This is a genomic window from Lentzea sp. NEAU-D7 (assembly GCF_026242055.1).
Taxonomy (GTDB): Bacteria; Actinomycetota; Actinomycetes; order Mycobacteriales; family Pseudonocardiaceae; genus Lentzea.
On the sequence record NZ_JAPJDL010000003.1, the window covers coordinates 40,063 to 62,456 of the forward strand.

25 protein-coding genes are annotated in these 22,394 nt (G+C 70.5%); 11 read left to right on the plus strand and 14 right to left on the minus strand.

Going from position 1 to position 22,394, the window contains the following annotated elements; genetic code table 11:
• The first annotated feature begins 82 nt into the window (after positions 1 to 82).
• The gene (locus ORI60_RS06975; RefSeq protein WP_266035547.1) at positions 83 to 814 is read left to right on the plus strand and encodes an SDR family NAD(P)-dependent oxidoreductase; all 732 of its coding nucleotides are present in this window, start codon (positions 83 to 85) and stop codon (positions 812 to 814) included.
• On the opposite strand, the gene ORI60_RS06980 is transcribed toward ORI60_RS06975, so the two are convergent.
• Together ORI60_RS06980 and ORI60_RS06985 are read right to left on the minus strand one after the other, a co-directional pair.
• Positions 768 to 1,781, minus strand: a complete 1,014-nt coding sequence (locus ORI60_RS06980; RefSeq protein ID WP_266035549.1) for a hypothetical protein — start codon at positions 1,779 to 1,781, stop codon at positions 768 to 770. The two genes, ORI60_RS06975 and ORI60_RS06980, sit on opposite strands and share 47 nt — an antisense overlap.
• A gap of 79 nt (positions 1,782 to 1,860) precedes the next feature.
• Positions 1,861 to 2,961 carry a UDP-N-acetylmuramate dehydrogenase gene (locus ORI60_RS06985; RefSeq protein WP_266035551.1) on the minus strand — a complete coding sequence of 367 codons (1,101 nt, stop codon included), beginning with the start codon at positions 2,959 to 2,961 and terminating at the stop codon, positions 1,861 to 1,863.
• On the opposite strand from ORI60_RS06985, the gene ORI60_RS06990 reads away from it, so the two are divergent.
• The 4 genes from ORI60_RS06990 to purU are packed head-to-tail and all read left to right on the plus strand — an operon-like array spanning position 2,960 to position 5,857.
• A complete protein-coding gene (locus ORI60_RS06990; protein WP_266035552.1) occupies positions 2,960 to 3,448 on the plus strand; it encodes a DUF2505 domain-containing protein in 489 nt (162 codons plus the stop codon). The two genes, ORI60_RS06985 and ORI60_RS06990, sit on opposite strands and share 2 nt — an antisense overlap.
• On the plus strand, positions 3,427 to 4,233 hold the full coding sequence (locus tag ORI60_RS06995) for a class I SAM-dependent methyltransferase (RefSeq protein WP_266035554.1): 807 nt from the start codon (positions 3,427 to 3,429) through the stop codon (positions 4,231 to 4,233). The genes ORI60_RS06990 and ORI60_RS06995 overlap by 22 nt, the downstream gene beginning before the upstream one ends.
• Positions 4,234 to 4,242: 9 nt before the next feature.
• Positions 4,243 to 4,968, plus strand: coding sequence for a maleylpyruvate isomerase N-terminal domain-containing protein (locus ORI60_RS07000; RefSeq protein ID WP_266035557.1), 726 nt, complete (start codon positions 4,243 to 4,245; stop codon positions 4,966 to 4,968).
• A gap of 37 nt (positions 4,969 to 5,005) precedes the next feature.
• Positions 5,006 to 5,857: a formyltetrahydrofolate deformylase gene (gene purU / locus ORI60_RS07005; RefSeq protein WP_323055884.1), complete on the plus strand. Its 852-nt coding sequence runs from the start codon at positions 5,006 to 5,008 to the stop codon at positions 5,855 to 5,857.
• On the opposite strand, the gene ORI60_RS07010 is transcribed toward purU, so the two are convergent.
• On the minus strand, positions 5,854 to 6,264 hold the full coding sequence (locus ORI60_RS07010; protein ID WP_266035560.1) for a hypothetical protein: 411 nt from the start codon (positions 6,262 to 6,264) through the stop codon (positions 5,854 to 5,856). The genes purU and ORI60_RS07010 overlap by 4 nt on opposite strands.
• A gap of 56 nt (positions 6,265 to 6,320) precedes the next feature.
• Positions 6,321 to 7,295, minus strand: a complete 975-nt coding sequence (locus tag ORI60_RS07015; protein ID WP_266035562.1) for an aminotransferase class III-fold pyridoxal phosphate-dependent enzyme — start codon at positions 7,293 to 7,295, stop codon at positions 6,321 to 6,323.
• A gap of 129 nt (positions 7,296 to 7,424) precedes the next feature.
• Here ORI60_RS07015 and ORI60_RS07020 point away from each other — a divergent pair, with 129 nt between their 5' ends.
• The gene (locus tag ORI60_RS07020) at positions 7,425 to 8,492 is read left to right on the plus strand and encodes an LOG family protein (RefSeq protein ID WP_266035564.1); all 1,068 of its coding nucleotides are present in this window, start codon (positions 7,425 to 7,427) and stop codon (positions 8,490 to 8,492) included.
• Positions 8,493 to 8,613: 121 nt separating this feature from the next.
• Here the strand turns inward: ORI60_RS07020 and ORI60_RS07025 are convergent, their stop codons facing one another.
• Complete coding sequence (locus tag ORI60_RS07025; RefSeq protein ID WP_266036575.1) at positions 8,614 to 9,162, minus strand: YbaK/EbsC family protein; 549 nt, start codon at positions 9,160 to 9,162, stop codon at positions 8,614 to 8,616.
• 103 nt (positions 9,163 to 9,265) lie between these two features.
• On the opposite strand from ORI60_RS07025, the gene ORI60_RS07030 reads away from it, so the two are divergent.
• Complete coding sequence (locus ORI60_RS07030; RefSeq protein WP_266035566.1) at positions 9,266 to 10,021, plus strand: MerR family transcriptional regulator; 756 nt, start codon at positions 9,266 to 9,268, stop codon at positions 10,019 to 10,021.
• Positions 10,022 to 10,049: 28 nt separating this feature from the next.
• On the opposite strand, the gene ORI60_RS07035 is transcribed toward ORI60_RS07030, so the two are convergent.
• The 5 genes from ORI60_RS07035 to ORI60_RS07055 all read right to left on the minus strand — a co-directional run bounded on the left by ORI60_RS07035 (position 10,050) and on the right by ORI60_RS07055 (position 12,709).
• Positions 10,050 to 10,601, minus strand: a complete 552-nt coding sequence (locus ORI60_RS07035) for a type 1 glutamine amidotransferase domain-containing protein (RefSeq protein ID WP_266035568.1) — start codon at positions 10,599 to 10,601, stop codon at positions 10,050 to 10,052.
• 9 nt (positions 10,602 to 10,610) lie between these two features.
• The gene (locus ORI60_RS07040; RefSeq protein ID WP_266036576.1) at positions 10,611 to 11,267 is read right to left on the minus strand and encodes an alpha/beta fold hydrolase; all 657 of its coding nucleotides are present in this window, start codon (positions 11,265 to 11,267) and stop codon (positions 10,611 to 10,613) included.
• Entirely contained in the window at positions 11,264 to 11,557 is a 294-nt protein-coding gene (locus ORI60_RS07045; protein WP_266036577.1) for a DUF2516 family protein, read from the minus strand. Before ORI60_RS07045 ends, ORI60_RS07040 begins: the two co-directional genes overlap by 4 nt.
• A 103-nt stretch (positions 11,558 to 11,660) precedes the next feature.
• Positions 11,661 to 12,326: a hypothetical protein gene (locus tag ORI60_RS07050; RefSeq protein WP_323055885.1), complete on the minus strand. Its 666-nt coding sequence runs from the start codon at positions 12,324 to 12,326 to the stop codon at positions 11,661 to 11,663.
• Between the two features lie 5 nt (positions 12,327 to 12,331).
• The gene (locus ORI60_RS07055) at positions 12,332 to 12,709 is read right to left on the minus strand and encodes a helix-turn-helix domain-containing protein (RefSeq protein ID WP_090066023.1); all 378 of its coding nucleotides are present in this window, start codon (positions 12,707 to 12,709) and stop codon (positions 12,332 to 12,334) included.
• A 118-nt stretch (positions 12,710 to 12,827) separates the two neighbouring features.
• Between ORI60_RS07055 and ORI60_RS07060 the strand changes: the two genes are divergently transcribed.
• Together ORI60_RS07060 and ORI60_RS07065 are read left to right on the plus strand one after the other, a co-directional pair.
• Positions 12,828 to 13,895: a methyltransferase domain-containing protein gene (locus ORI60_RS07060; protein ID WP_266035570.1), complete on the plus strand. Its 1,068-nt coding sequence runs from the start codon at positions 12,828 to 12,830 to the stop codon at positions 13,893 to 13,895.
• Between the two features lie 72 nt (positions 13,896 to 13,967).
• Positions 13,968 to 15,995: an NACHT domain-containing protein gene (locus tag ORI60_RS07065; RefSeq protein WP_266035572.1), complete on the plus strand. Its 2,028-nt coding sequence runs from the start codon at positions 13,968 to 13,970 to the stop codon at positions 15,993 to 15,995.
• Here ORI60_RS07065 and ORI60_RS07070 read toward each other — a convergent pair.
• The 3 genes from ORI60_RS07070 to ORI60_RS07080 are packed head-to-tail and all read right to left on the minus strand — an operon-like array spanning position 15,931 to position 19,363.
• Positions 15,931 to 18,168 (minus strand): ABC transporter permease, encoded by a 2,238-nt coding sequence (locus ORI60_RS07070; protein WP_266035574.1) that lies wholly within the window; start codon positions 18,166 to 18,168, stop codon positions 15,931 to 15,933. The two genes, ORI60_RS07065 and ORI60_RS07070, sit on opposite strands and share 65 nt — an antisense overlap.
• Positions 18,165 to 18,842: an ABC transporter ATP-binding protein gene (locus tag ORI60_RS07075; RefSeq protein ID WP_266035576.1), complete on the minus strand. Its 678-nt coding sequence runs from the start codon at positions 18,840 to 18,842 to the stop codon at positions 18,165 to 18,167. The genes ORI60_RS07070 and ORI60_RS07075 overlap by 4 nt, the downstream gene beginning before the upstream one ends.
• Positions 18,839 to 19,363: a PadR family transcriptional regulator gene (locus ORI60_RS07080; protein ID WP_266035578.1), complete on the minus strand. Its 525-nt coding sequence runs from the start codon at positions 19,361 to 19,363 to the stop codon at positions 18,839 to 18,841. The genes ORI60_RS07075 and ORI60_RS07080 overlap by 4 nt, the downstream gene beginning before the upstream one ends.
• Before the next feature lie 86 nt (positions 19,364 to 19,449).
• Between ORI60_RS07080 and ORI60_RS07085 the strand changes: the two genes are divergently transcribed.
• Positions 19,450 to 19,947, plus strand: coding sequence for a CGNR zinc finger domain-containing protein (locus tag ORI60_RS07085; protein ID WP_266035580.1), 498 nt, complete (start codon positions 19,450 to 19,452; stop codon positions 19,945 to 19,947).
• Here the strand turns inward: ORI60_RS07085 and ORI60_RS07090 are convergent.
• Positions 19,920 to 21,167, minus strand: coding sequence for a DUF445 domain-containing protein (locus tag ORI60_RS07090; RefSeq protein ID WP_416234369.1), 1,248 nt, complete (start codon positions 21,165 to 21,167; stop codon positions 19,920 to 19,922). The two genes, ORI60_RS07085 and ORI60_RS07090, sit on opposite strands and share 28 nt — an antisense overlap.
• A 29-nt stretch (positions 21,168 to 21,196) precedes the next feature.
• Between ORI60_RS07090 and ORI60_RS07095 the strand changes: the two genes are divergently transcribed.
• Positions 21,197 to 22,360 (plus strand): pyridoxal phosphate-dependent aminotransferase, encoded by a 1,164-nt coding sequence (locus ORI60_RS07095; protein WP_266035581.1) that lies wholly within the window; start codon positions 21,197 to 21,199, stop codon positions 22,358 to 22,360.
• Positions 22,361 to 22,394: the final 34 nt, after the last annotated feature.

Sequence of the window (22,394 nt, forward strand, 5' to 3'; positions counted from 1 at the left end):
CCCACCATGGTGGACGTCCAGCACCCCTTCGCGGTGTGAGTGACGTCAGTCACACCGGGCTCGGCAGCCTACGATCGCAGTCGTGAATCGACCTGTCGCAGTTGTGACCGGAGCTAGCGCGGGCATCGGCGAGGCCACCGCGCGGCGGTTGGCCGCCGAGGGCTTCCACGTCGTGCTCGGCGCACGTCGCCTGGACCTCCTTCACGTTATCGCGAAGGAGATCGACGGGACGGCCATCGAGCTGGACGTCACCGACGAGACCTCCGTCGCCGCCTTCGCGGACCGGGTACCCGAAGCGAACGTGCTCGTGAACAACGCGGGCGGTGCGCGCGGGCTCTCGACCGTCGCCGAGGGCGTCGCGGACGAGTGGCGCTGGATGTGGGAGGCGAACGTCCTCGGCACCCTGCTGGTGACCAAGGCGTTCATCCCGAAGCTGATCGCGTCCGGGGACGGGCACATCGTGTCCGTGACGTCCATCGCGGCGTTCGAGGCCTACGACAACGGTTCGGGCTACACGAGCGCCAAGCACGCCCAGTCGGCGTTGCACCGCACGTTGCGCGGCGAGCTGCTGGGCCAGCCGGTGCGGATCACCGAGATCCAGCCGGGCATGGTCGAGACGGACTTCTCGGCGAACCGGTTCGGCGGCGACACCGAGCGCGCGGCCAAGGTCTACCAGGGCATCACGCCGCTGGTGGCGGACGACGTGGCGGACGTCATCGCGTTCGCCGTCACGCGGCCCTCGCACGTGAACCTCGACACGATCGTGCTCAAGCCGCGGGCCCAGGCCTCCGCGACTCGGGCACACCGGGAGTGAGCAGGTCCACGTCCAGCTGACGGAGGACGGGCTCGATGGGGTTCGCGAACCCAGTCGAGCCCGATCCGGCGACGTACAGACCCACGACGAAGTTGTCGGCGTCGACGAGCACGGCGCCGGAGTCACCGTGGTCTCCGAAGCGTTCGGACGAGTGCACGCGGATCTGGTCGCGCAGGGTCCGCACGCCGATCCCGTCGCCGAAGTCGAGCCGCAGCGTCGAGTCCGTCGACTCGATCACGCCGTACGTGAGCTCGGTGGTGCGGCCGCGCTTGCGCACGGTGGAGCCGATCTTCGCCCTCGCGCTGCCCGTGACCGCGCCGATGTCGAGCACCTCCGCGCGGAACGGCCTGGCGCCCATCCGCAGCCCCGCCGCCGACACCGCGCCCGCGAGCGCCGCCCGGTCCAGCACGGCGATCCGGTCGGCACCGGGCACCCCGCCGTCCACTCTGGACGGATGCACGAACTCGTCGCCCACCGCCCACGAGTCGTCGACACAACCGACGTGGAAAGTGGTGAGCCCCAACACCTTCCCGGGATCGTCGCGCGTGATCACGAACGCGCCGAGCGTGCCCGCGATCACGTACTCGCCGGCACGCTCGACCTCGGGCGGCACGACCCTGAACGACCTGGCCGGGCCGATGCCTATGCCACCCCGCAGAACCTCGTGCCGCTCCGCCGCGACGGGCTGCTCCCCCTCGGCGCGGCTGATCCTGGCCCGGTGCAGCACGATCGACTCCGCGACCACGTCGGTCGGCACACCGCCGACCTCCACCGGGATCTGCTGCGGGTGCTCAGGTCCCTTGGCGCACACGTAGACCACGATCGCGGCCTTGCCCGTCGGACGGCCGCGGGTGACCTTCTCACCGATGTCGACGCCGATCACGCCCGGCCGGGACAGGAACTCGTCCTCGACCATGCGCTTGACCGGTCTGATGACCTCACGCGCGTTCTCGTCGAGGTAGCTCATGGCGACCCCCGTTCCAGCGGTCCTACCTCAATGAAACACGCCAGGTAGCGGTTCGTCACACGGAGTCACCCGGACGGACTTACAGCTGAACGCCTACGAAAACCGGTTCGGGGTGCAGCTCGACGCCGAACGCACCCCGCACGCCGTCGCGCACCTCGCGGGCGAGGTCCAGCAGGTCCTCGGTCGACGCGCCGCCGCGGTTCGTCAGCGCCAGCGTGTGCTTGCCGGACAACGAGACCCGGCCGCCGGGACCCTGGTGGCCCTTGCGGAAACCCGCGCGTTCGATCAGCCACGCGGCGGAGAGCTTCCGCCTGCCGTGGCCCGCCGGGTAGCTCGGCACGTCGACGTCGGCACCGAGGCGTTCGGCGATGCGGATCAGCACGCTGGAGAACGTCGAGTCGTCGATGATCGGGTTGGTGAAGAACGAGCCCGCGCTCCACGTGTCGTGGTCGGTGGCGTCGAGCACCATGCCCTTGCCGCGCCGCAGTTCGAGCACGGCCTTGCGGGCCTCGTCCGCCGGCACGCGATCACCTTGCGCCACACCGAGAACGCGCGCCAGCTCGCCGTAGCGGATCGGCGCGGACATGCCCCCGGCGGTCAGCGAGAACCTGGTGCGCAGCACCACGGCGCTGTCCGTGCCCTTGAGCACACTCGTGCGGTAGTCGAGACCCAGCTTGGCGGCGGGCACCTGGTGCACCTTGCCGCTGCGGCGGTCGAGGAGGTCCACCGACTGCAGCACCTGGGAGATCTCGACGCCGTACGCGCCGACGTTCTGCACGGGCGTGGCGCCGTTGAGGCCGGGGATGCCGGACAGGCACTCGAGCCCGCCCAGGCCCTGCGCGACCGCCTCGGCGACGACCGCGTCCCACTCCTCGCCCGCCTCGACGGTGAACTGGACGATGCCGCCGCCCAGCGGGTCGAGCCGGAAGCCCTTGGTGGCGACGTGCACGACCGTGCCGTCGAAACCGCCGTCGGAGATCACGAGGTTGGACCCGCCACCGAGCACGAGGACCTTCTCGTCGGCGGCGGCGTCGGCTGTTCGCACGGCTTCGACCAGCTCAGCGGCGGTCGTGGCGTGGACGAACCGCGCGGCCGGGCCACCGAGTCGGAGCGTGGTGCGCTCGGCCAGAGGTACGGACTGCGTGGTGGTCACAGACGTCAACGGTAGCCTCCGCGACATGGCACGCCGCATCGAGCACCACACCACGTCACCCCATTCGGCGGAGAAGGTCTTCGGGGCGATGGTCGACGAGACCTACCTGCGGGACCGGCTGGCCGCGATCGGCGGCAAGGACGCCCAGCTCGTGACGTACTCCAGCACCGGAGAGAAGACGTCGTACCAGCTGAAGCAGGGTGTGCCCGCGGAGCACGTGCCCTCGGCGGTCAGGGCGGCGCTCGGCGGCGACCTGGTGATCCAGCGCACGGAGACGTGGGCGGCGGGCGCCGGCACGGTCGAGGTGGCGGTCAACGGCGTGCCCGGCCGCCTCGAGGGCTCGTTCACCGTCCTGGACAACGGATCCGGCTCGAAGCTCACCCTCTCGGGGGAGGTCAAGGTCAGCATCCCGTTCCTCGGCGGCAAGATCGAGAAGCTGATCGCGGAGCAGGTCGCGGTGCTGCTCGACAAGGAGAGCGAGTTCACGTCGCAATGGCTCGCAAGCCGCGGCTAGCCGCCGGCCGGGCCCGCGCGCTCGGCGTTCCGACCCGCGGCACGACCAACCCGAACCGCCTGCGCCGCGTCGACCGGTGGATGACCGGGACGCTGTCCGGCTTCCTGCTGGACGCGGCCGATCCGCTCGTGGTCGACCTCGGGTACGGGGCGACGCCGATCACCACCGTCGAGATGGCCGCGCGGCTGCGGGCCGTCCGTCCCGACGTGCGCGTGCTCGGTCTGGAGATCGACCAGGACCGGGTGGACGCGGGCAAGGCCGTGGCCGCGCCGCCGTTGCTGGACTTCCGGCGCGGCGGCTTCGAGCTGGCCGGGGCGCGCCCGGTGCTGTTGCGCGCCTTCAACGTGCTGCGCCAGTACACCGAGGAGCAGTCGTTCGAGGCGTGGGACACGATGCTGTCGCGCCTGGCTCCCGGCGGGTTGATCGTCGAGGGGACGTGCGACGAGATCGGGCGCCGGTGCACCTGGGTGACGCTGTCCGCCGACGGGCCCCTGCGGTTCACGCTGGCGTGCAAGCCGTCCGGCATCGACGTGCCGTCCGACCTCGCCGAGCGGCTGCCCAAGGCGCTGATCCACAAGAACGTGCCGGGCGAGCGCGTGCACGCGCTGCTGACCGAACTGGACGCATGCTGGGCCACCGCGGCGCCGTTCGCGCCGTTCGGGCCTCGGGCGCGGTGGGTGGAGTCGGCACGGCTGCTGCGCGACCGCGGCTGGCCGGTGCTGGACGACCGGCGGCGGTGGCGGCTCGGGGAAATCACGCTCGAATGGGCGGCCGTCGCACCCTAATGTGGGGTCGTGGACTTCGTCGCGCAGATCGAGACCCAGGCTTCGTCGATGCGTTCGGCCGCTGTGAAAGCCGGTCCGGACGCCCCCGTTCCCACGTGTCCTGAGTGGACTGTGCTGGAGCTGGTCCGGCACTTGGCGGAGGTGCACACGTGGGCGGCAGAGGCCGTCGTGACCGCACCCGAGGACGGCAGGCCGAAGTGGCCGAAGGCGCCGGAGGGTTTCGACGAGACTCTCTCCTGGTGGGACACGGGGCTTTCCACGCTCCTCGACCGGCTGCGCGAGGTGCCGTCCGACCGTCCCGCGTGGACGTTCCAGGGCCCGCAGCTCGCCGGTTTCTGGGCGCGCAGGCAGGCGCACGAGACGTCGATCCACCGCCTGGACGCGGAGCTGGCGACCGGTCACGAGCTGCCGTCGCTGGTGTTCGACCCGGAGTTCGCCGCGGACGGCGTCGACGAGTACCTCACCGTCCTGGTGGCCCGCCGGATCGAGCTCGGCTTCCCCGTGACCGCCACCGGCCGCCTGCTGGTGCACGCCGCCGACGCGGGCCGCACCTGGGAGGTCAGGCTGACGAAGGGCGGGCCGTTGGTCGTCACCGCACCGCAGGACTCGGCCTTCGACGAGGACGCCACCCTCGCGGGCACCGCGGACGCGGTCTACCGAGCCGTCTACGCCCGGCCGGGTCACGCGATCGTGACCGGGGACGAGTCGCTGTTGGCGGGGCTGCCGAGGCCGTGAATACTTCAGCGTCGTGTCATCGCCTGAGCGTCGCTATGTGATCACCTTCGGCTGCCCGGACCGCACCGGCATCATCGCGAGGATCTCGTCGTTCCTCGCGGAGAACGGCGGCTGGATCGTCGAGGCCGCGTACCACACCGACCCCGAGACGGGCTGGTTCTTCACGCGGCAGGAAGTCCGCGCGGACTCCCTGCCGTTCGGCGTGGACGAGCTGCGCACCCGGTTCGCCGAGGTGGCGGCCTCGCTGGGCGCGCAGTCGACGTGGACGGTCACCGACACGGGCGAGCGCAAGCGCGTGGTCATCCTGGTGTCGAAGGAAGGCCACTGCCTGTACGACCTGCTGGCCCGCGTCGCGACCGGCGAGCTGGACGTCGAGGTGTCCGCCGTCATCGGCAACCACCCGGAGCTCGGTGACATCACGCGCGCGCACGGCATTCCGTTCCACCACGTGCCGTTCCCGGTCAACGACCCCGAGGGCAAGCAGGCGGCGTTCGCCCAGCTGCGCCAGCTGGTCGAGAAGCACGACCCGCACGCCGTCGTGCTGGCCCGCTTCATGCAGATCCTGCCGCCGGAGCTCTGCGCGGCGTGGAGCGGCCGCACGATCAACATCCACCACAGCTTCCTGCCGTCGTTCATCGGTGCCCGCCCGTACCACCAGGCGCACCGCCGCGGCGTGAAGCTGGTGGGCGCGACGTGCCACTACGTGACGGCCGACCTGGACGCCGGGCCGATCATCGAGCAGGACGTGATGCGCGTGCACCACGGCGACTCGGTGGCGGACATGGTGCGCAAGGGGCGTGACATCGAGAAGGTGGTGCTGGCGCGGGGGTTGCGGTGGCACCTGGAGGACCGCGTGCTGGTGCACGGCAACCAGACGGTGATCTTCTAGCGGCTGGTGGGGATCACCTGGGGCTTGCGAGGTCCCCACTTCTGCTCCATGTCGGGCCTCAGGTGGAAGGTGCCCGAACGGATCTCCACGCCGTCGGTGCGGCGGACCGCGTAGGTCGGGTTGTAGGTGTCCCACGGGCCGAGCCAGCAGTCCCGCTCGCCGATCTCGACGATCTCGTCCACGACCTGGTCGGTGACGGCCTCGGCCTTCAGCGTGACCTCGAGGCGCAGGTGGTAGTCGTCGGGCGCGAGGCCCTGGGAGTACTCGTAGTCGGCGTCGGCGACCTCCTGCCGTGCCTTCCAGTGGTCGACGATCTGCTCGCCCAGGCCTTCGAGCTCGCGTGAGGTCTTGCTCTCGGGCACGCACCCGGTCAGCAGGAACAACGTCAGCACTACGAGCAAACGCACCGCACACCCCCAGGCCGTGATCATGGCAGGGGTGCGCGGTGCGTGCGAAGCGGTTGTCAGATCTTGTTCGCGGCCCTGCCCACCGCCTCCACCAGCCACCCCGCGTCCTCCGCCGACATCACGGCGGGCGGGGTGAAGCAGACAGTCCGGCCCCGGAAGTCCGCGAGCACCCGCGACCGCAGCAGCTCACCGATGAACACGTCGGCGGCCCGCTGGTCCGGCAGCTCCACGCCGAGCAGCAGACCCCGCCCCGTCGCGTGCGCCTTGCCGGCGACGACGGCGCGCAGCCCGAACAGCAGCTCGTCGCCGAGCAGCTTGGCGCGTTCCACCAGGCCCTCGGACGCCGTGGCGCGCAGGCAGGCGTTGACGGCGGCGGAGGCCAGCGGTGACACGGCTTCGGAGCCTCGGCGCAACGGCACCTCGACGTCGGCCGAGGCGACCACGGCGGCGATCGGGAGCACACCGCCGGACAGGCCCTCGCCGACCAGCATGATGTCCGGCGTCACGCCGTCCAGGTCGAGTCCCCACCAGACGCCGAGGCGGCCGAGGCCGGAGCGCGTCTCGTCCACGACGAGCAGGGCGCCGGACTCGCGGCACACCTCGGCCACGGAGCTCAGGTAGCCCGTCGGGGGCGGTGTGGCGCCGCGGACCGGTTCGACGAGCACGCACGCCGGTGGCCCGGAGGCCAGGGTGGCGCGCAACGAGTCGACGCCGCCGTACGGGACGTCGCCGGTGGTCAGCACTCGTGGGCGGCCGTTCGCCTGTGCGAGGGCCACGGCGAACTGGGCGGCCTCGGAGGCCGAGGCGAAGGTGTGGACGTGGTCGAGCCCGTTGGGGGTGACCAGGTCGAGCATCAGGCGGTCCAGCAGCGACGGCCGGCGCACCTGGCCGACGACGGCCTGCACGACGGCGGGGTGGGCGTGGCCGAGCAGGGGAACTCCGTACCCACCGCAGTCCAGGTATTCGACGCGGTGGGGATCTACGACTCGTGCGCCTCTTGCGGCACATCCGGTCAGCAGTTCGGTGGCCATTGCGGGGAACCTTTCCTGGGCAGCGCGGCCCGCGGCCGCTCGTCTCGGGACGGCGAGCGGACCTCAGTTCCCACCAACTCATTCGGATTCCACGGCACGCCGGTTCGCCCGAGGCATAGGCTTTTTCCCGTGCGGATCGAAATCACCGACCTCGACCAGCTGCGGGCAGCCCCTGACCTGCGCAAAGCCGTCATCATCGGACTGGACCTGACTCGCGAGGACGTGCGGGTGCCGTTCGACGGGGCCCTGCTGCTCGGCTGCACCCTCAGCGAGACGATGCAGCGCAGGGCGGAAGCCGCGGGAGCGCTGGTCTTCCCGGTCATCCCGGACCTGCCCTACGACGTCTACCGGTCGAAGCTGTACACGCCCGCGGAGCTGTTCGCGGGCTTCGACCCGGCGAACCCGAAGTCGTACGCGGACACCCCGGACGCGGAGATCTACCGGCACAGCAGGCAGCAGGGCCACCACCCCGACCCGTTGCACGCGCTGGCCGAACGCCTGCACGACCACTCGATCACCGAGGCCCTCGACGAGACGCTGACGGGCTCGCCGGTCGCGGTCATGGGCGGCCACGCGCTCGCCCGCGACTCCGCCGGCTACCGCGACGCCGTCGCACTGGGTGCGACGCTGGGCAACGCGGGCTTCACCGTGCTGACCGGCGGCGGGCCGGGCGCGATGGAGGCCGTGCCGCTGGGCGTCCGGCTCGGCGAGGTGAACACCGACGTCCTCGACGCCATCGCGCAGGCCCCGACGTTCGGTGGTGACGACGAGTCGATCGGCCGGTGGCTCGCGGCGTTCCCGGAGATCCGCAGCTTCGACGCCCCGCGCACGATCGGCATCCCGACGTGGTTCTACGGCCACGAGCCGCCCAACCCGGCCTGCGAGCTGCACGCGAAGTACTTCGCGAACTCGGTGCGCGAGGAGGGCCTGCTGACCGTCGCGACCGGCGGCATCGTCTACACGCCGGGCAAGGCGGGCACGGTCCAGGAGGTCTTCCAGGACTTCACGCAGAACTACTACGGCAGCGTCGGCCCGGCCGCGCCCATGATCTTCCTGGGCAAGGCCTTCTGGACCGACGAGATCCCGGCCGCGCCGCTCGTGGTGAAGCTCGCGGCGGGCCGGGAGGCCGAGCAGTGGATCCTCGTCACGGACGACGTGGACGAGGCGATCGAGCTGCTGCTCAAGTACCAGTCCTAGCCCGGTGTGACGGCACGACCGCGGCGGCCGCCGCGAACGACAGCCTGGTCACGCTGTGGCAGGTCACCGCGTCCGGACCCGACCCGGACCAGGTGACCACCCGGCTGTGCGCGTCCGGCTGCTAGCGGGCCAAATCGGGCAGGACCTCGGCCCCGGTGAGCTTCATCAGCACGTCACCGGGGATGAGGATCTTGCTGCCGCGAATGCCGCTGCCCACGACCAGCTCGGGGGCGGCGGCCACCTCGGGCGAGATGAGGATCGGCCAGTCCCCGGGCACACCGATGGGCGTGATGCCGCCGTACTCCATGCCGGTCAACGCCACGGCCTCGTCCATCGGCGCGAACGACGCCTTGCGCGCGTCGAGCCGCTTGCGGATGACGCCGTTCACGTCCGCGCGCATGGTCGCGAGCACCATGCAGGCCGCGAAACGGACCTGGTCGCCACGCTTGCCCGCGACGACCACGCAGTTGGCCGAGGCGGCGAGCGGCGAACCGTAGTGCGCGCAGAACTCGGCGGTGTCGGCGAGGGTCGGATCGATCTCCGCGACGGCGACGCGGTCAGCTCCGTCCAGGGTCTTCAGCGCGGCCGCGACCGGTTCGGGCACCAGGTCGAGGCGGGAGAGAACGGGTACGGGTTCAAGAGAGCCGGCGATGGTCCACACCTCGACCATCCTGCCAGCCACCTGCCTGGCTCCTCCGCGGTGAGAAGTCGCGTTGACTTTGACGCTGCGTCAACCTCTACCTTCGATTCCAGAGCGCGAAGGGGGAACCGGAATGGCCTGGTCGATCGCCCAGGTGGCCCGGATGTCGAAGGTGACGTCCAGGACGCTGCGGCACTACGACTCGATCGGGCTGCTGCCGCCGGCCTGGATCGGCGACAACGGTTACCGCTACTACGAGAAGGAACAGGTGCACCGCCTTCAGCAGATCCTGCTGCTGCGCGACCTGGGCCTGGGCCTCGACGTGGTGGCGGAGATGCTCGACGGCACGGACCAGCTGACCGTCCTGCGCAACCACCACCGGTGGCTGCGGGACGAACGGCAACGGCTGGACCGGCTCGCGAGCACCGTCGCGCGGACGATCGCGGAACTGGAAGGAGGGGACGAAGTGAAGATGGAAGAGCTGTTCGACGGCTTCGACGCGAAGAAGCAGGAACGGCACGAGGCCGAGCTCGTCGAGCGCTACGGCGAGGGTGCGCGGGAGCACATCGCGGAGAGCCGCAAGAAGATGAAGGGCTGGACGCGTGCCGACGCGGACCAGTTCATGGCCCAGTGGCGGGAGATCGCCGAGGGGCTCGGCGCGCTGTTCACCGCGGGTGCGGCGATCGACGCTCCGCGGACGCAGGAGCTGGTCGACCGCCACTACCGCTGGATCTGCCTGAGCTGGACGCCCAACAGGGAGTCCTACAAGGGCCTCGGCGACCTCTACGTCGACTCGGACGAGTTCCGGGTCAACTTCGAGGTCGGTGGCGACAACATGGCCGAGTGGCTGCGTGACGCCATGGCGCACTACGCCGAGACCCGCCTCTGATCGACACGCCGGGAGCTGCAGATCCCGGCTACTCGGTCAGCCCGAACGCCTTCAGGGCCTCCCGGTTGAACGCCGGCAGGTCGCCGGGGTTGCGGGACGTCACGAGCGTCCACCCGTTCATGTCGCACACCCGGACCTCTTCGTCGGCCCAGTCACCGCCCGCGTTGCGGATGTCGGTCTGCAGGCTCGGGAACGAGGTCAGCATCTTGCCGCGCACCACACCCGCCTCGACCAGCAGCCACGGACCGTGGCAGATCGAGGCGATCGGCTTGCCCGCGGCGACGAGAGCCTTCACCAGTTCCACGGCGTCGTTCTCCATGCGGAGGAAGTCGCTGTTCGCGACACCACCCGGGATGACGGCACCGTCGTAGTCGTCCGCATCGGCGTCGGCGAAGGTCGTGTCGACGGGGAACGCGTCGGCGGGCGTGAGGTGGTTGAAGCCGCGCACCTCTCCGAGCTTCGGCGCGAGCAGGCGCGGAACTCCGCCGGCCTTCTCGACGTGCGCCCACGGATCGGTGAGCTCGACCTGCTCGATGCCCTCTTCGGCCACCAGGAACGCGATCTTCTTCTGTTCAGCCATGCACTTCGGCTACCCGGCGAGGAAGGAGGCCAACCGGTGCCGGATCTCGGTCCGGTGGGTGATCATCGGTGAGGGCGAGTCGACCAGCCACAGTTCCCCGTCCGGGAACGCGGCCACGGTCGCCTTCGCCACGTCCTCGGGGTGCAGCGGGTCGCCGACGGCGCCGATGACCAGCACCGGAGCGGACACCGCGGCCAGCGCGGAGGCGTCGGGAACGGCCACCTGGCCCGGCAGCTGCTCGGCGGCGGCCGCCAGCCGCGTCAGCGCGGCCCGGCGCTCGGCCACGTAGGTCGGCGGTCCGGCGGTCAGGTCGGAGAGCTGTTGCAGCGTGAACGGCTGCCGGGGCTGGTCGAGCACCGCGGGCAGCAGCAGGGCCACGCGCCGGAAACGATCGGGTTCGAGCGACATCAGCCGGACCAGCGCACCGGCCCCCAGTGAGACACCGACGGCCTGATCAGCGGGAACGGTGCTCAGATCGGCCGCGATCCGGCCGTAGTCCCAGTAGCCCTCGGGCGCGTCCGGGGCGTCGCCGTGCGAGGGCAGCGTCACCACGACGCGGGTGCCGGGGAGCCCGGAGGCGGGGATCCGCGCCTCGCCGGGGGTGGCGCCGAGCCCGTGGGCGACCAGCGTCACCGGCGAGCCGGAGCCGTACGAGCGGGTGATCACCAACGCGGGCCGCGCTGCACCTCGATCAGCTTCGGGCGCACGTCCACCATGTACACGAGCACCGCGATGAGGCCGGCCAGCCAGAAGATCGACCCGACCCCACCGGGGCCGAACAGCAGCAACGCCGCGGTACCGCCTCCGGTGATGCCCAGCCAGGCGGGCTTGGTCATGCGCTCGGCCGCCGTGTAGGCGTCCACGCGCTGGGTCAGCGCGTGGAAGAACGCGAACAGCCCCATGATGCTGAACACGAGGTCGAACACGAAGTACACGACGGTGTCGAGGTACCAGATGCTGAAGATCGGGATTTCGAACACGCAACCAGACTACGTGCACGTACGCCGGGAGGGGAGCAGCCCTCGCGGACTGCTCCCCTCCCGGTGACTTTTCACCGACTCACTTGGTGGTGTTCGGCGTGGTCTTCTTCGCCGCGGTGGTCGTGCTCGTGGTGCGGGTCGTCGTCGCCGGCTTGCGCGGCGCCGTGCGGTTCGCGGTCTTGCGGGCGGTGCTGCGCACCTCGTGCGCGGCCTCGCCACCGACCTCGACGATCTCCTCGGCCAGCTTCTCGGCGGCGTCCTCGACCTCGTGGGCGACCTTCTCGCCGACCGAGCGGGTCCGGCGGGTCACCTTGCCGAGGACGTCGTCCGCGAGCACGCGGGCGTCGGCGGCAGCGGACTCGGCGCGCTTCTGCGCGGCCTCGACGGCGTGCTCGACCTGCTCCACGGCCTGCTTGACCTGCGGCTGGGCCTTGATCTGCTCCAGCGTCTGCTCGCCCTGGTCGGCGAGGTAGGTGTACAGGTTCACCGCGGAGGCGGTGTACGCGTCGACGAGCTTCTTGAGCTCGGCCGGCTGCAGCTTGTCGCGCAGGTCGTTCAGCTCGGTCGGGAGGTCCTTGGCCTGGGTGCGGGCCTCTTCGGCACGCTCCTTGGCCTTCGCGAGGGCCTCGACGACCGCCTTGGCGGCGAGGTCACCGGCACCGAGCGCGGCGAGCAGCGCCTGGCGTGCGGCGTGGGCGCCCTGCTCGGCGGCCTTGCGAACGTCGTCCTGGGTGAGCTTCGGCATGGAGATCAGTCCTCCTCGTTGGTGGCGGTGTTCTCCCGCCTGAAAGATTCGTAGACGTCGAGCAGCACCTGCTTCTGCCGCTCGGTCAGATCGGTCGCGGCGACGATGGCGTCCGCCAACGCACCGCCTTCGCGCTGCTGGAGGATCCCGGCCTCGACGTAGAGCACTTCGGCCGAGATGCGCAGGCCCTTGGCGATCTGCTGGAGGATCTCCGCGCTGGGCTTGCGCAGACCTCGCTCGATCTGGCTGAGGTATGGGTTGGAGACACCCGCCTGCTTCGCCAACTCCCGCAAGGAGATCTTGGCGGTGTTGCGCTGCTCGCGGATGTACTCACCGATGTTGCGGCCGAGGTCCGCGACTGCTTTGTCGATGGACTTGTCCACTGTTCCCGCTCCCGTTCCTCGTGCCACCAACCACGTTAGCGCTGAGTGCTAGCAGTTGCAAGCACCCTGCTAGCAACTGCTGCGTGTGCTCCGCCACAGGGATACCGTGGGAGGCGACATGGACGACGCCGGGGCCTTGCGCACCGAGCTGGCGAACCACCTGCTCGGCGATGGCGTGCTGCGCGATCCCAAGTGGCACAAGGCTTTTCAGACCGTCCCGCGGCACGAGTTCCTGCCGCGCTTCTACCGCCAGCTGCACAGCGGCGACTGGGAGCAGCTCACCGCCGGCGACCCCCGCTGGCTGGAGTTCGTCTACGCCGACCGGGTGTGGGTTACCCAGTTCGACGGCGACGACACGGTGACCGGCGGCACACCGACCTGCTCGTCCAGCATGCCCACGATCATGGTGATCATGCTGGAGGCGCTGGACGTCCACACCGGACACTCGGTGCTCGAGGTGGGCACGGGCACGGGGTACAACGCGGCTCTGCTGTGCCACGCCGTGGGTTCGGGCAACGTGACCACGATCGACGTCGACCCGAACATCTCACGGCGAGCACGCGAACGCCTGCACGCCAACGGTTTCTTCCCCACCTGCGTGACGGGCGACGGCGCGCTCGGCCACCCGGCCCGCGCACCGTACGACCGCCTGCTGGCCACCTGCTCCGTCGCGACGATCCCGCTGCCCTGGCTGGAGCAGACGAAACCGGGCGGCCTGGTGGTCACCACGCTGCACCGCCCGATCGGCGCGGGTCTCGTCCGCATCGTCTCCCACGGCGACGGCACCGGCGAGGGACGCGTGCTGACCGAGGACGGGCGTTTCATGCCGTTGCGCGCGCACGCCCGGCCACCGGCGCCAGCCGGAGCGGGTGCCTTCGACCGCCGCGCCACCACGCTGCCGTTCACCACCGTGCTCGACCCGGCCAGTCCGTTCGAGTTCTTCGCGGGCATCTCGCTGCGGGACGTCGTCGCGGGGCCCAACTGGTTGGCCCATTCGGACGGATCCTGGGTGCACCACCACGGTTCCCGCGTCGACCAGGGCGGCCCGCGCCGGCTGTGGGACATCGCGGAGGACGCGCTCGTCGCCTGGCACGACCTGGGAAAACCCCGGCGCGACCAGTTCGGGATCACGATCGGGCCCGACGGCCAGCACCTCACGCTGGGCGATCTGCGGTGGCATCTGTGATCAACAACCAAACGTCACGACACGGGTCACTGAATCGACCCCGGGTGGATGCGGTGCGTCATGATGCGACGCATGTCCAGATTCCGTCAGCAGGCGTTGCTGACCGGTTGCGTGCTGACCGCGGTCCTCACCGCTGCCGGGCTGTTCGTGACCGACCACGGCATCAACGCGCACCTGTGGCTGATCGTGCTCGCGCTGGCGTTCCTGGGCTTGCTGGCGCTGCTCGATCCGTGGGTCCGCCGCCGGCACAACGCCGCGCTGAGCACCGACGAGCACCTCGACGCGGCGTGCCGCGCGCTCGCCGTCGGCCTGCAGGCGCAGTGGAACGAGGAGGTCCGTTCCCGCGGCCTCACCGACCCCGACCTGCTCGACCTGCACTGGATCGCACCTGAGCAGGACCTGAGCGCCGAGCCGGACGCGCCGCCCGGACGCAGCGACGCGGTGGTGGGCGCGTTCGAACGGCAGATCAACCGGCGCATGGTGGTCATCGGCGAGGCCGGCACCGGCAAGTCGACGGTCGCGATGCTGCTGACGTGCGGGCTGCTGGACCGCTACGACGGCGGCAGGGTGCCGGTGCTGCTGCCCCTGTCGACCTGGAACCCGGCGGTCGAGGACATCCGCACGTGGCTCACGCGCAGGCTGTACGAGGACCACCCGGCGCTGCGCAACACCGAGCTGTACGGCAGTTACGCCGCTGACCTGCTGATCGAGCAGCACCGGATCCTGCCCGTGCTCGACGGTCTCGACGACGTCCCCGCGCACCAGCGCGCGGACGCTCTCGCGCGGATCGCCAAGGCGTTCCCCGCCAAGCGCCCGCTGGTGCTGACCTGCCGCACGGACGAGTTCGCGCAAGCCGTCCACCTCGCGGGCCCGCTGCCCGGCGCGGACGTCGTCGAACTGGCCCCGCTCGACCTGGACGAGGTCGCCGCCTACCTGCGGGCGAGCGCCGACAGCTGGGGCGCCGCGCGCTGGGAGCCGGTGTTCATCCAGCTGCGCGAGGAACCGGACGGCAGGCTCGCGGACGCGTTGTCGACGCCGCTCACGATGTGGCTGGCCAGCATGGTCTACGCGGACAGCGAGGCGGAGCCGACCGAACTGCTCGACCGCGGCCGTTTCCCGGACGCGCGGGCGATCTCCGACCACCTCTGCGACGAACTGGTGTCGCGGGCGTTCGGCAACAGGGCGTTCGCGCACCACGCCAGGGCCTCGCAGGTCTGGCCGCGGGACAGGGCGCGCAAGTGGCTCGAGTTCCTCGCCCACGAGATGCGCGACCGCGGCATCCGCGAACTGGCCTGGTGGGAGCTGCGCCGGTCGGTCGGCAACACGTGGCTCGCCGTGCTCGGCGCGCTGGTGCTGGGCGCGATCGGCGGGTTCGGCGTCGGCTGGCTGATGGCGTACTCGATCACGCCGTCGCTCGCCCCGATCACCGGTCTGGTCGCGGGCATCGGTGTCGGCGCCGCCGCGCTGACCGCGTCGCACGAACGCAAAGCCAAGCCGCGCCTCGGGATCTGGCGCAGCCTGCTGCTCGTTCCGGGTGTCCTCGGGCTCGCCGCCGGACTCGTCTTCGGTGCCCTGTACGGACTTTCCGCCGGACTCGTGGTCGGGCTCGGGCTCGCCGTCGCGATCGCGCTGCGGTTCGCGCTGTCGAGCGCCGCCGAGCTGTCGCAGGCCTCCAGTCCTCAGTGGACGATGGCCCGCGACCGGATCGCCGTCTGGACCGGTTCCCTCGTGCTGGCCGTGGTGTTCGGATCGGCGGCGGCACTGGTCTTCGGCCCGACCCAGACCGGCATGGTCGGACTGGGGCTCGCGTCCGGGCTGATGCTCGGGTTCGCACTGGCCGTGCTGCACCTGCGCTGGTGGTGGTTCACCGTCGCCCGGATCTGGCTGGCACTGCGCGGAAAGCTGCCCTGGGAGCTGATGGTCTTCCTGGAGGACGCGCGCAAGCTCGGCGTGCTCTGCCGGGCGGGAGCCTGCTACCAGTTCCGGCACGGACTGGTGCAGGACCGCCTGGCAGAGCACGAGATGACGTCCAGGACTACTCGGTCCGCAGGCCCAGTGCTCCGGTCGCCCTTCTCAGCGAAGGCAACGTCAGAGCAGTGACCAGCACGACCATCCCCACCGAGATGCCGGTGACGAAGCCGATTCCCGCCCAGTCGTAGTGGACCTCGGCGTCGAACGACCTCGTGACCAGCACTCCGAGCAGGACGCCGGTGCCCACCGACACCACCGTGGAGATCACCAGCGGGATCGCGTTCTGCCACACCAGTGACCGGGCCAGCGTGCCGCGCGGCACCCCGCTGGCCGCCATCACCGCGAGCGGACGGCGACGTTCCCGCACCTGCTCCAGCCCCACGACCAGCAGTGACGCTCCCGCGAGCAGCAACGTGAGCAGCGCGGCCCCGTAGAGCGCCCTGCGCACCGCCAGGAACACCTGCTCGACCTCGGACGAGTTGTCCTGACCGAAGAAGACGGTGTAGACCCGCCACGAGTAGGGCGCGAGGGCGTTGCGCACGTGCTCCGCGACGTCCGGCCGCGTCATGTCCATCTCGGCCTGGATCTCGGCGTGCGCGCGGGTCAGGTCGAGGTTCCCGGCCGCGGCCGGGGTGACGAAGATCCCGAGGCGGGTACCGGTCCTGCGCTCCAGCGGCGGCACCGTCCAGGTGTCGCCGGTCTGCTCGAACCGGAGAACGTCACCGGCCTCGGGATCGCGGAAACCGTGGCCGGTCGGCACGAGGTAGGCCTTGCCGTCCGTGCAGTCCGCGAGGTCCACCACCGTCTTGAGCGCGGCGCACGTTCCGACCGCGATGGTGGTGTTGTCGTTGTCGGGCGTCGCTGCCCAAACGCGCTGGAGGCTGTGCACTGCGACCACACCCGGTGTCCTGGCCAGCACGTCCGGCAGGTCCGGAAGCGGGGTGGTCTCGTTCACCGAGACGCTGAGGGAGTTCCTGTTCACCGCCCGCGCGTCCTCGGCCTTCACGTCGTTCTCGACGCCCGCGAGGATCACCTGCAGCGTCACGGTGCCCGCGAGCACGACCGCCACCCCGCCGACGACCCGTGCCGCCGTGCCCGCGTCGAGCTGCAACCGGCGCACGGCCAGCTGCAACGCGGGCGTGACGCCGCTCAGCCGGTGAACGGCCCGTTCGACCAGCCACGGCAGCAACGCCGGGACGGCGAACATCAGCAGGACGACACCGGCGATGATCGGCCACTCCTCCGGCTTCGCCTGCCCGCCGAACTTGCCGAACTGGCTCGCCAGCAGCGCCGCGCCGGCGAGCGCGGGCACGATCCGCCACCATAGCCTGCGCCGCACCGGCTTCTGCTCGCGGACCACGCCGAGCGGCTCGACGATCGTGCGGCGCATGGCGAACACCGAGGTCAGCACGGCCAGGACCGGCACGGAGACCACCACGACGAGCGTCAGCGGCAACGTCGGCGTGAGGTCGCTCGGGAACACCGCCACCTCGGGCAACGGGATGTCGTCGGCGAGCGGCCTGAGCGCGAACAGCAGCCCGAACCCGACGACGAGCCCCACCACCGCACCGGCCAGGGCTTCACCGGACGCGATCAGCCGCACCCGTGTCGCGCCCGCCCCGACCAGTCGCAACGCCGCCAGCCGGCGATCGCGCTGAGCGGCGGCCAGCCTGGTCGCGACGCTCACGAACACCAGCACCGGGAACAGCAGCACGACCGCGCCGACGATGCTGAGCATCAGCAGGATCGTCGGCAGCCCACCGCCGGGGTACCCGTGGCCGAACGCGTAGACCTGGTTGCCGTCGTTCGGCTGGATCTTCGAGTCCCCCGCGAGGAACCTGAGGTCCTGCGGCCCGTCCATGCCCTCCGGCGCGAACGTGCCGATGACCTCCTGCGGGAACCTCGGCCGCAGCAGTTCGCCCTCGGGGCTCGCCAGCAGGTCCGCGAGCCTCGGCGACACGATGATCTCGTTGTCTCCCGGCAGGCGCTCGACGCCGGGCGGCTTGGGCGCGTCCGCCACCACGGCGCGCACGTATGCGCCGCTGACGAAGTAGCTCCGGTAGGCGACCGACCCGTTCTCCAGCAGCAGCGGCGCCGCCCCGGTGCCTTCCTCCACGAGGTTGCGGGCGTCTCCCCGCTGGTCGCGGTTGCCGAACGCGGTCGGGATGGACGCGGCGAGCAGCAGCACCGCCACGCACATCCCGATGCCGGCGCCTTGGAGCAGGAGCCTCACCCAGGACTTCCGGCTGCCCCCGACAGCCAGCCGGACGCCCAGGGCGAGGTCGCTGAGGACGCGGTTCACCTGACGAACTCCACGTCCCGTGAACGGCCGTCGCGCACCACGACCTCGCGGTCCGAGTACGCGGCGACCCGCGGCTCGTGCGTGACGAGCACGACGGCCGCGCCGGTCTCCCTGGCCGCGGTCGTGAGCAGGTGCATCACCCGCTCGCCGTTGAGCGAGTCGAGCGCGCCGGTCGGCTCGTCGGCGAAGACCACCTTCGGCGACGTGACCAGCGCACGGGCCACCGCGACCCGTTGCCCCTGACCACCGGAGGTCTCGCCGGGCCGCTGGTCCGCGACCGCGTCGACCTCCAGCCGGGCCATCCACTCCTTCGCCGCGCGCTCGGCGTCCCTGCGCTTCACGCCGCTCAGGCGCAGCGGCAGCGCGACGTTCTCCAGGCAGGTGAGCTCCGGCACGAGCTGGCCGAACTGGAAGACGAACCCGAACTCGGTGCGCCGCAGCTCGCTGCGGTCGCCGTCGTTCATCGCGGTCAGGTCGCGGCCGCGGTAGGTGACCGTGCCGGAGTCCGGCGGCAGGATGCCCGCGAGGCAGTGCAGCAGGGTCGACTTGCCGGACCCGGACGGGCCCATGATCGCGACGACCTCGCCCTCCCGGATCGAGATGCCGGCACCGTCCAGCGCGTTCGTCTTCCCGAACGACTTGCAGAGGCCCTCGGCGGTGAGCAGTGACGTCATCGGGCCACCTCCTCGGCGAGTTTGTCCAGGCGGGCCGCGGTCAGCTCGAGCCACCGCAGGTCCGCTTCGAGGTGGAACAGGGCGAAGTCGCAGATGAGCTGGTCGGCGAGGTCGCCGTCCGTCTTGCGCCTGGTGAGCTCGCGCATGGCGGTGAGGTGCGCGGAGCGTTGCGCGTCGAGCACCTCGGTCGCGCTGCGGCCGGACAGCAGGGCGAGCACGACCTTCGCGTAGAGGGTGTTCTGCAGGTACGGCTCGGGCTTCTCCGGCGTGCCGAGCCAGCGCTCCACATCGGTGACCCCGGCGTCGGTGATCGCGTACCGCTTGCGCTCCGGACCGTCGCCCGCCTCCACGCCCGCCTCGCTCACGAGGCCGTTCTTCAGCAGTCTCGACAGGGTCGAGTACACCTGTCCGTAGTGCAACGGGCGGTCGTGCCCGAAACGCTCGTCGTAGGCGCGCTTGAGGTCGTATCCGTGCCTTGGACCGCCTTCTAGCAGGCCCAACAGTGCGTGTCCGATCGACATGAGCAGCACTATACACACGATGTATACACCGGGTGTATTCCCCGGATGCCCTGACGGGTGACCGCCGTGGCGCCTACAGTGGAGGGGTGACTGGTCTGACTGTCGGCTGGGATCACGACGTCGAGCTGCTGCTCGACTTCCTGAACACTCGACAAGTACTGGACAGTGAAGCCTCCTGGCGCGCGTGGGTGACCGAGCGCGGCCTCGGGCGGAGCAGCGAACTCGCGCAGGCGCGCGCCGCTCGTGCGGCGCTGCGGTCGTCCATCGAGGGGTCGTCAGGCCCTCAGACGGCAGCGGGCGTCGTCCACATCGAGCTCACCGACGGCGTTCCGGTGCTGTCGAGCTCGGACGCGCTCGGCGCGGTGCTCGCCGCGTCGGCCCGCCTCGCGGTGCTGGGCTCCTGGGAACGCTTCAAGATCTGTCCGGCCGATGATTGCCAGCGTGCGTTCTTCGACCGCTCGCGCAACCGTTCGCGCACCTGGTGCTCGATGCAGGTGTGCGGGAACCGCGAGAAGGCCCGCACGTTCCGAAAACGAACAAGAGCCCAGAACACGCCTCAGAACAGCACGTTGGCCACGGTGTAGATCACCAGGCCGGCGAGCGCGCCGACCACGGTGCCGTTGATCCGGATGAACTGCAGGTCCCTGCCGACCTGCAGTTCGATCTTGCGCGAGGTCTCCTCCGCGTCCCAGCGCTCGACCGTGTCCGTGATCAGCGTGGTGATCTCCGCGCGGTAGTTGCCGACGACGTACCCGGCGGCCTGCTCCAGCCAGCCGTCGACCTTGGCACGCAGCTCCAGGTCGTCCGTGAGGTTGGTGCCGAGCGTGATCAGGCCCTGCGTGACGCGCTTGCGCAGCTCGCTGGACGGGTCCTCGGCGGCGTCGAGCAGCATCTTCTTGGCCGTGCCCCAGGCGCTGCTGATCAGCTTCTGGACGTCCGGGTGGCCGATCACCTGCTGCTTGACCTGCTCGGCGCGCTGCATGGTCGCCTCGTCGGTCTGCATGTCGCCGGAGAACTCGATCAGGAACTGGTCGACGGCGAGGCGCATCGGGTGGTTGACGTCGGTCTTGACCGCCCAGGCGAAGTTGACGAGCTCGGTGTAGACCTTGTCGCCGAGCATGGCGTCGACGAACTTGGGCGACCAGGTCGGCGCGCGGTCCGTGACGATGAGGCTGACCTTGTCGTAGTTGTCGCGCACCCACTCGTAGGCGCGGTCGCACATGAGGTCGACGAGCTTGTGGTGCGCGCCGTCGGTCAGTACCTGCTGGAGCAGCTTGCCCAGCGGCGGACCCCACGGCTTCTCCGTGACCCGCTTCACGATCGCCTGCTCCACGACCGCCTGGACCTCTTCGTCCTTGAGCACCGTGATGGCGCCCTTGAGGATGTTCGAGAGCTCGTTGGTGATCCGTTCGGCGTTGGCGGGCTGCTTGATCCACGCACCGGCGCGTTCCGCGATGCCCGCCCGGCGGAGCTTGTCCTGGACGATCTCGGGGCTCAGGAAGTTGACGCCCACGAAGTCGCCGAGCGTCTGCCCGAACATGTTCTTGCGTTCGGGGATGATCGCGGTGTGCGGGATCGGCAACCCCAGTGGCCTGCGGAAGAGGGCCGTGACGGCGAACCAGTCCGCGAGGGCGCCGACCATGCCGGCCTCCGCGGCGGCCCGCACGTAGCCCACCCAGGCGCCCTCGAAGGCGTGCGTGCCGAAGAAGATGATCGTCGCGCCTATCAGGAAGCTCGTCGCGACGAGCTTCATCTTGCGCAGGTCGGTGCGCTTCTGCTGGTCAGCGGCGGTCAGTTGCTCCACAAGCACATTGTCCGTGAAGATCCTGCGTTGTGCGGGTACCAGCGCTAGTTCCCCGGTTGCAGCCGTTCACGTCGACCATCTTCGCGGAGATGACGGCGCTGGCCGTGCAGCACGACGCCGTCAACCTCGGTCAGGGCTTCCCCGACACCGACGGCCCGGCGTCGATGCTCCAGGCCGCCCAGTCGGCGATCGCGTCGGGGGTGAACCAGTACCCGCCCGGTCCGGGCATGCCGGTGCTGCGCCGCGCCGTCGCCGCCCACCGGTCCCGCTACGGCCTCTCCTACGACCCGGACACCGAGGTCCTGGTGACCGTCGGTGCCACCGAGGCGATCGCGGCCTCGTTGCTGGCGCTGGTCGAGGCCGGCGACGAGGTGATCCTGATCGAGCCGTACTACGACTCGTACGCCGCCTCCGTTGCCCTGGCGGGCGCGACGCGGGTGACCGTCGGCCTGCGCGAGGACGCGTCCGGCCGGTTGGCGCTGGACGTCGACGCCCTGCGCGCGGCCGTCACGCCGCGGACTCGGGCGATCCTGGTCAACACGCCGCACAACCCGACCGGCACGGTCTTCCGCTTGGAAGAGCTCCAAGCGATCGCCTCGCTGTGCGTGGAGCACGACCTGCTGGCGATCACGGACGAGGTCTACGAGCACCTGGTGTTCGACGGACTCGTCCACATCCCGCTGGCCTCGCTGCCGGGCATGGCGACGCGGACGTTGTCGATCTCCGGCGCGGGCAAGACGTTCAACTGCACCGGCTGGAAGATCGGCTGGGTCTGCGGTCCCGCCGAACTCGTGTCGGCGGTCCGCGCGGCCAAGCAGTTCATGACCTTCGTGGGCGGTGCGCCGTTCCAGCCCGCCGTCGCCCACGCCCTGACGGCCGAGCTGGACTGGGTCACCGGGCTGCGGGACTCGCTGGCGTCCAAGCGCGCACGGCTGGCCGAGGGCCTGCGCGCGGCCGGTTTCGAGGTGCGGTCGTCCGAGGGCACGTACTTCATCTGCGCGGACGTCCGGCCGCTGGGCTACACGGACGGTCTGGCCCTGTGCCGCGACCTGCCCGCCCGGATCGGCGTCGCGGCCGTGCCGGTGCAGGTGTTCACGGACCGGCCCGACCAGTGGAAGCACCTGATCCGGTTCGCGTTCTGCAAGCAGGACGCCGTGATCGACGAAGCCGTGGAGCGCCTCCACAAGCTGTAGTTGTCCACAGGTGTTGATGAGTTTCTCCACAGCT

What these genes read in the sequence shown, in the direction of transcription:
- ORI60_RS07075 (WP_266035576.1), bottom strand. Translation starts at nt 18,842, where the DNA reads ATGACGTCACTGCTCACCGCCGAGGGCCTCTGCAAGTCGTTCGGGAAG.
- ORI60_RS06980 (WP_266035549.1), bottom strand. Translation starts at nt 1,781, where the DNA reads ATGAGCTACCTCGACGAGAACGCGCGTGAGGTCATCAGACCGGTCAAG.
- ORI60_RS07065 (WP_266035572.1), top strand. Translation starts at nt 13,968, where the DNA reads ATGTCCAGATTCCGTCAGCAGGCGTTGCTGACCGGTTGCGTGCTGACC.
- ORI60_RS07080 (WP_266035578.1), bottom strand. Translation starts at nt 19,363, where the DNA reads ATGTCGATCGGACACGCACTGTTGGGCCTGCTAGAAGGCGGTCCAAGG.
- ORI60_RS06995 (WP_266035554.1), top strand. Translation starts at nt 3,427, where the DNA reads ATGGCTCGCAAGCCGCGGCTAGCCGCCGGCCGGGCCCGCGCGCTCGGC.
- ORI60_RS07030 (WP_266035566.1), top strand. Translation starts at nt 9,266, where the DNA reads ATGGCCTGGTCGATCGCCCAGGTGGCCCGGATGTCGAAGGTGACGTCC.
- ORI60_RS07050 (WP_323055885.1), bottom strand. Translation starts at nt 12,326, where the DNA reads ATGCCGAAGCTCACCCAGGACGACGTTCGCAAGGCCGCCGAGCAGGGC.
- ORI60_RS07015 (WP_266035562.1), bottom strand. Translation starts at nt 7,295, where the DNA reads ATGGCCACCGAACTGCTGACCGGATGTGCCGCAAGAGGCGCACGAGTC.
- ORI60_RS07035 (WP_266035568.1), bottom strand. Translation starts at nt 10,601, where the DNA reads ATGGCTGAACAGAAGAAGATCGCGTTCCTGGTGGCCGAAGAGGGCATC.
- ORI60_RS06985 (WP_266035551.1), bottom strand. Translation starts at nt 2,961, where the DNA reads ATGTCGCGGAGGCTACCGTTGACGTCTGTGACCACCACGCAGTCCGTA.
- ORI60_RS06990 (WP_266035552.1), top strand. Translation starts at nt 2,960, where the DNA reads ATGGCACGCCGCATCGAGCACCACACCACGTCACCCCATTCGGCGGAG.
- ORI60_RS07025 (WP_266036575.1), bottom strand. Translation starts at nt 9,162, where the DNA reads ATGGTCGAGGTGTGGACCATCGCCGGCTCTCTTGAACCCGTACCCGTT.
- ORI60_RS07060 (WP_266035570.1), top strand. Translation starts at nt 12,828, where the DNA reads ATGGACGACGCCGGGGCCTTGCGCACCGAGCTGGCGAACCACCTGCTC.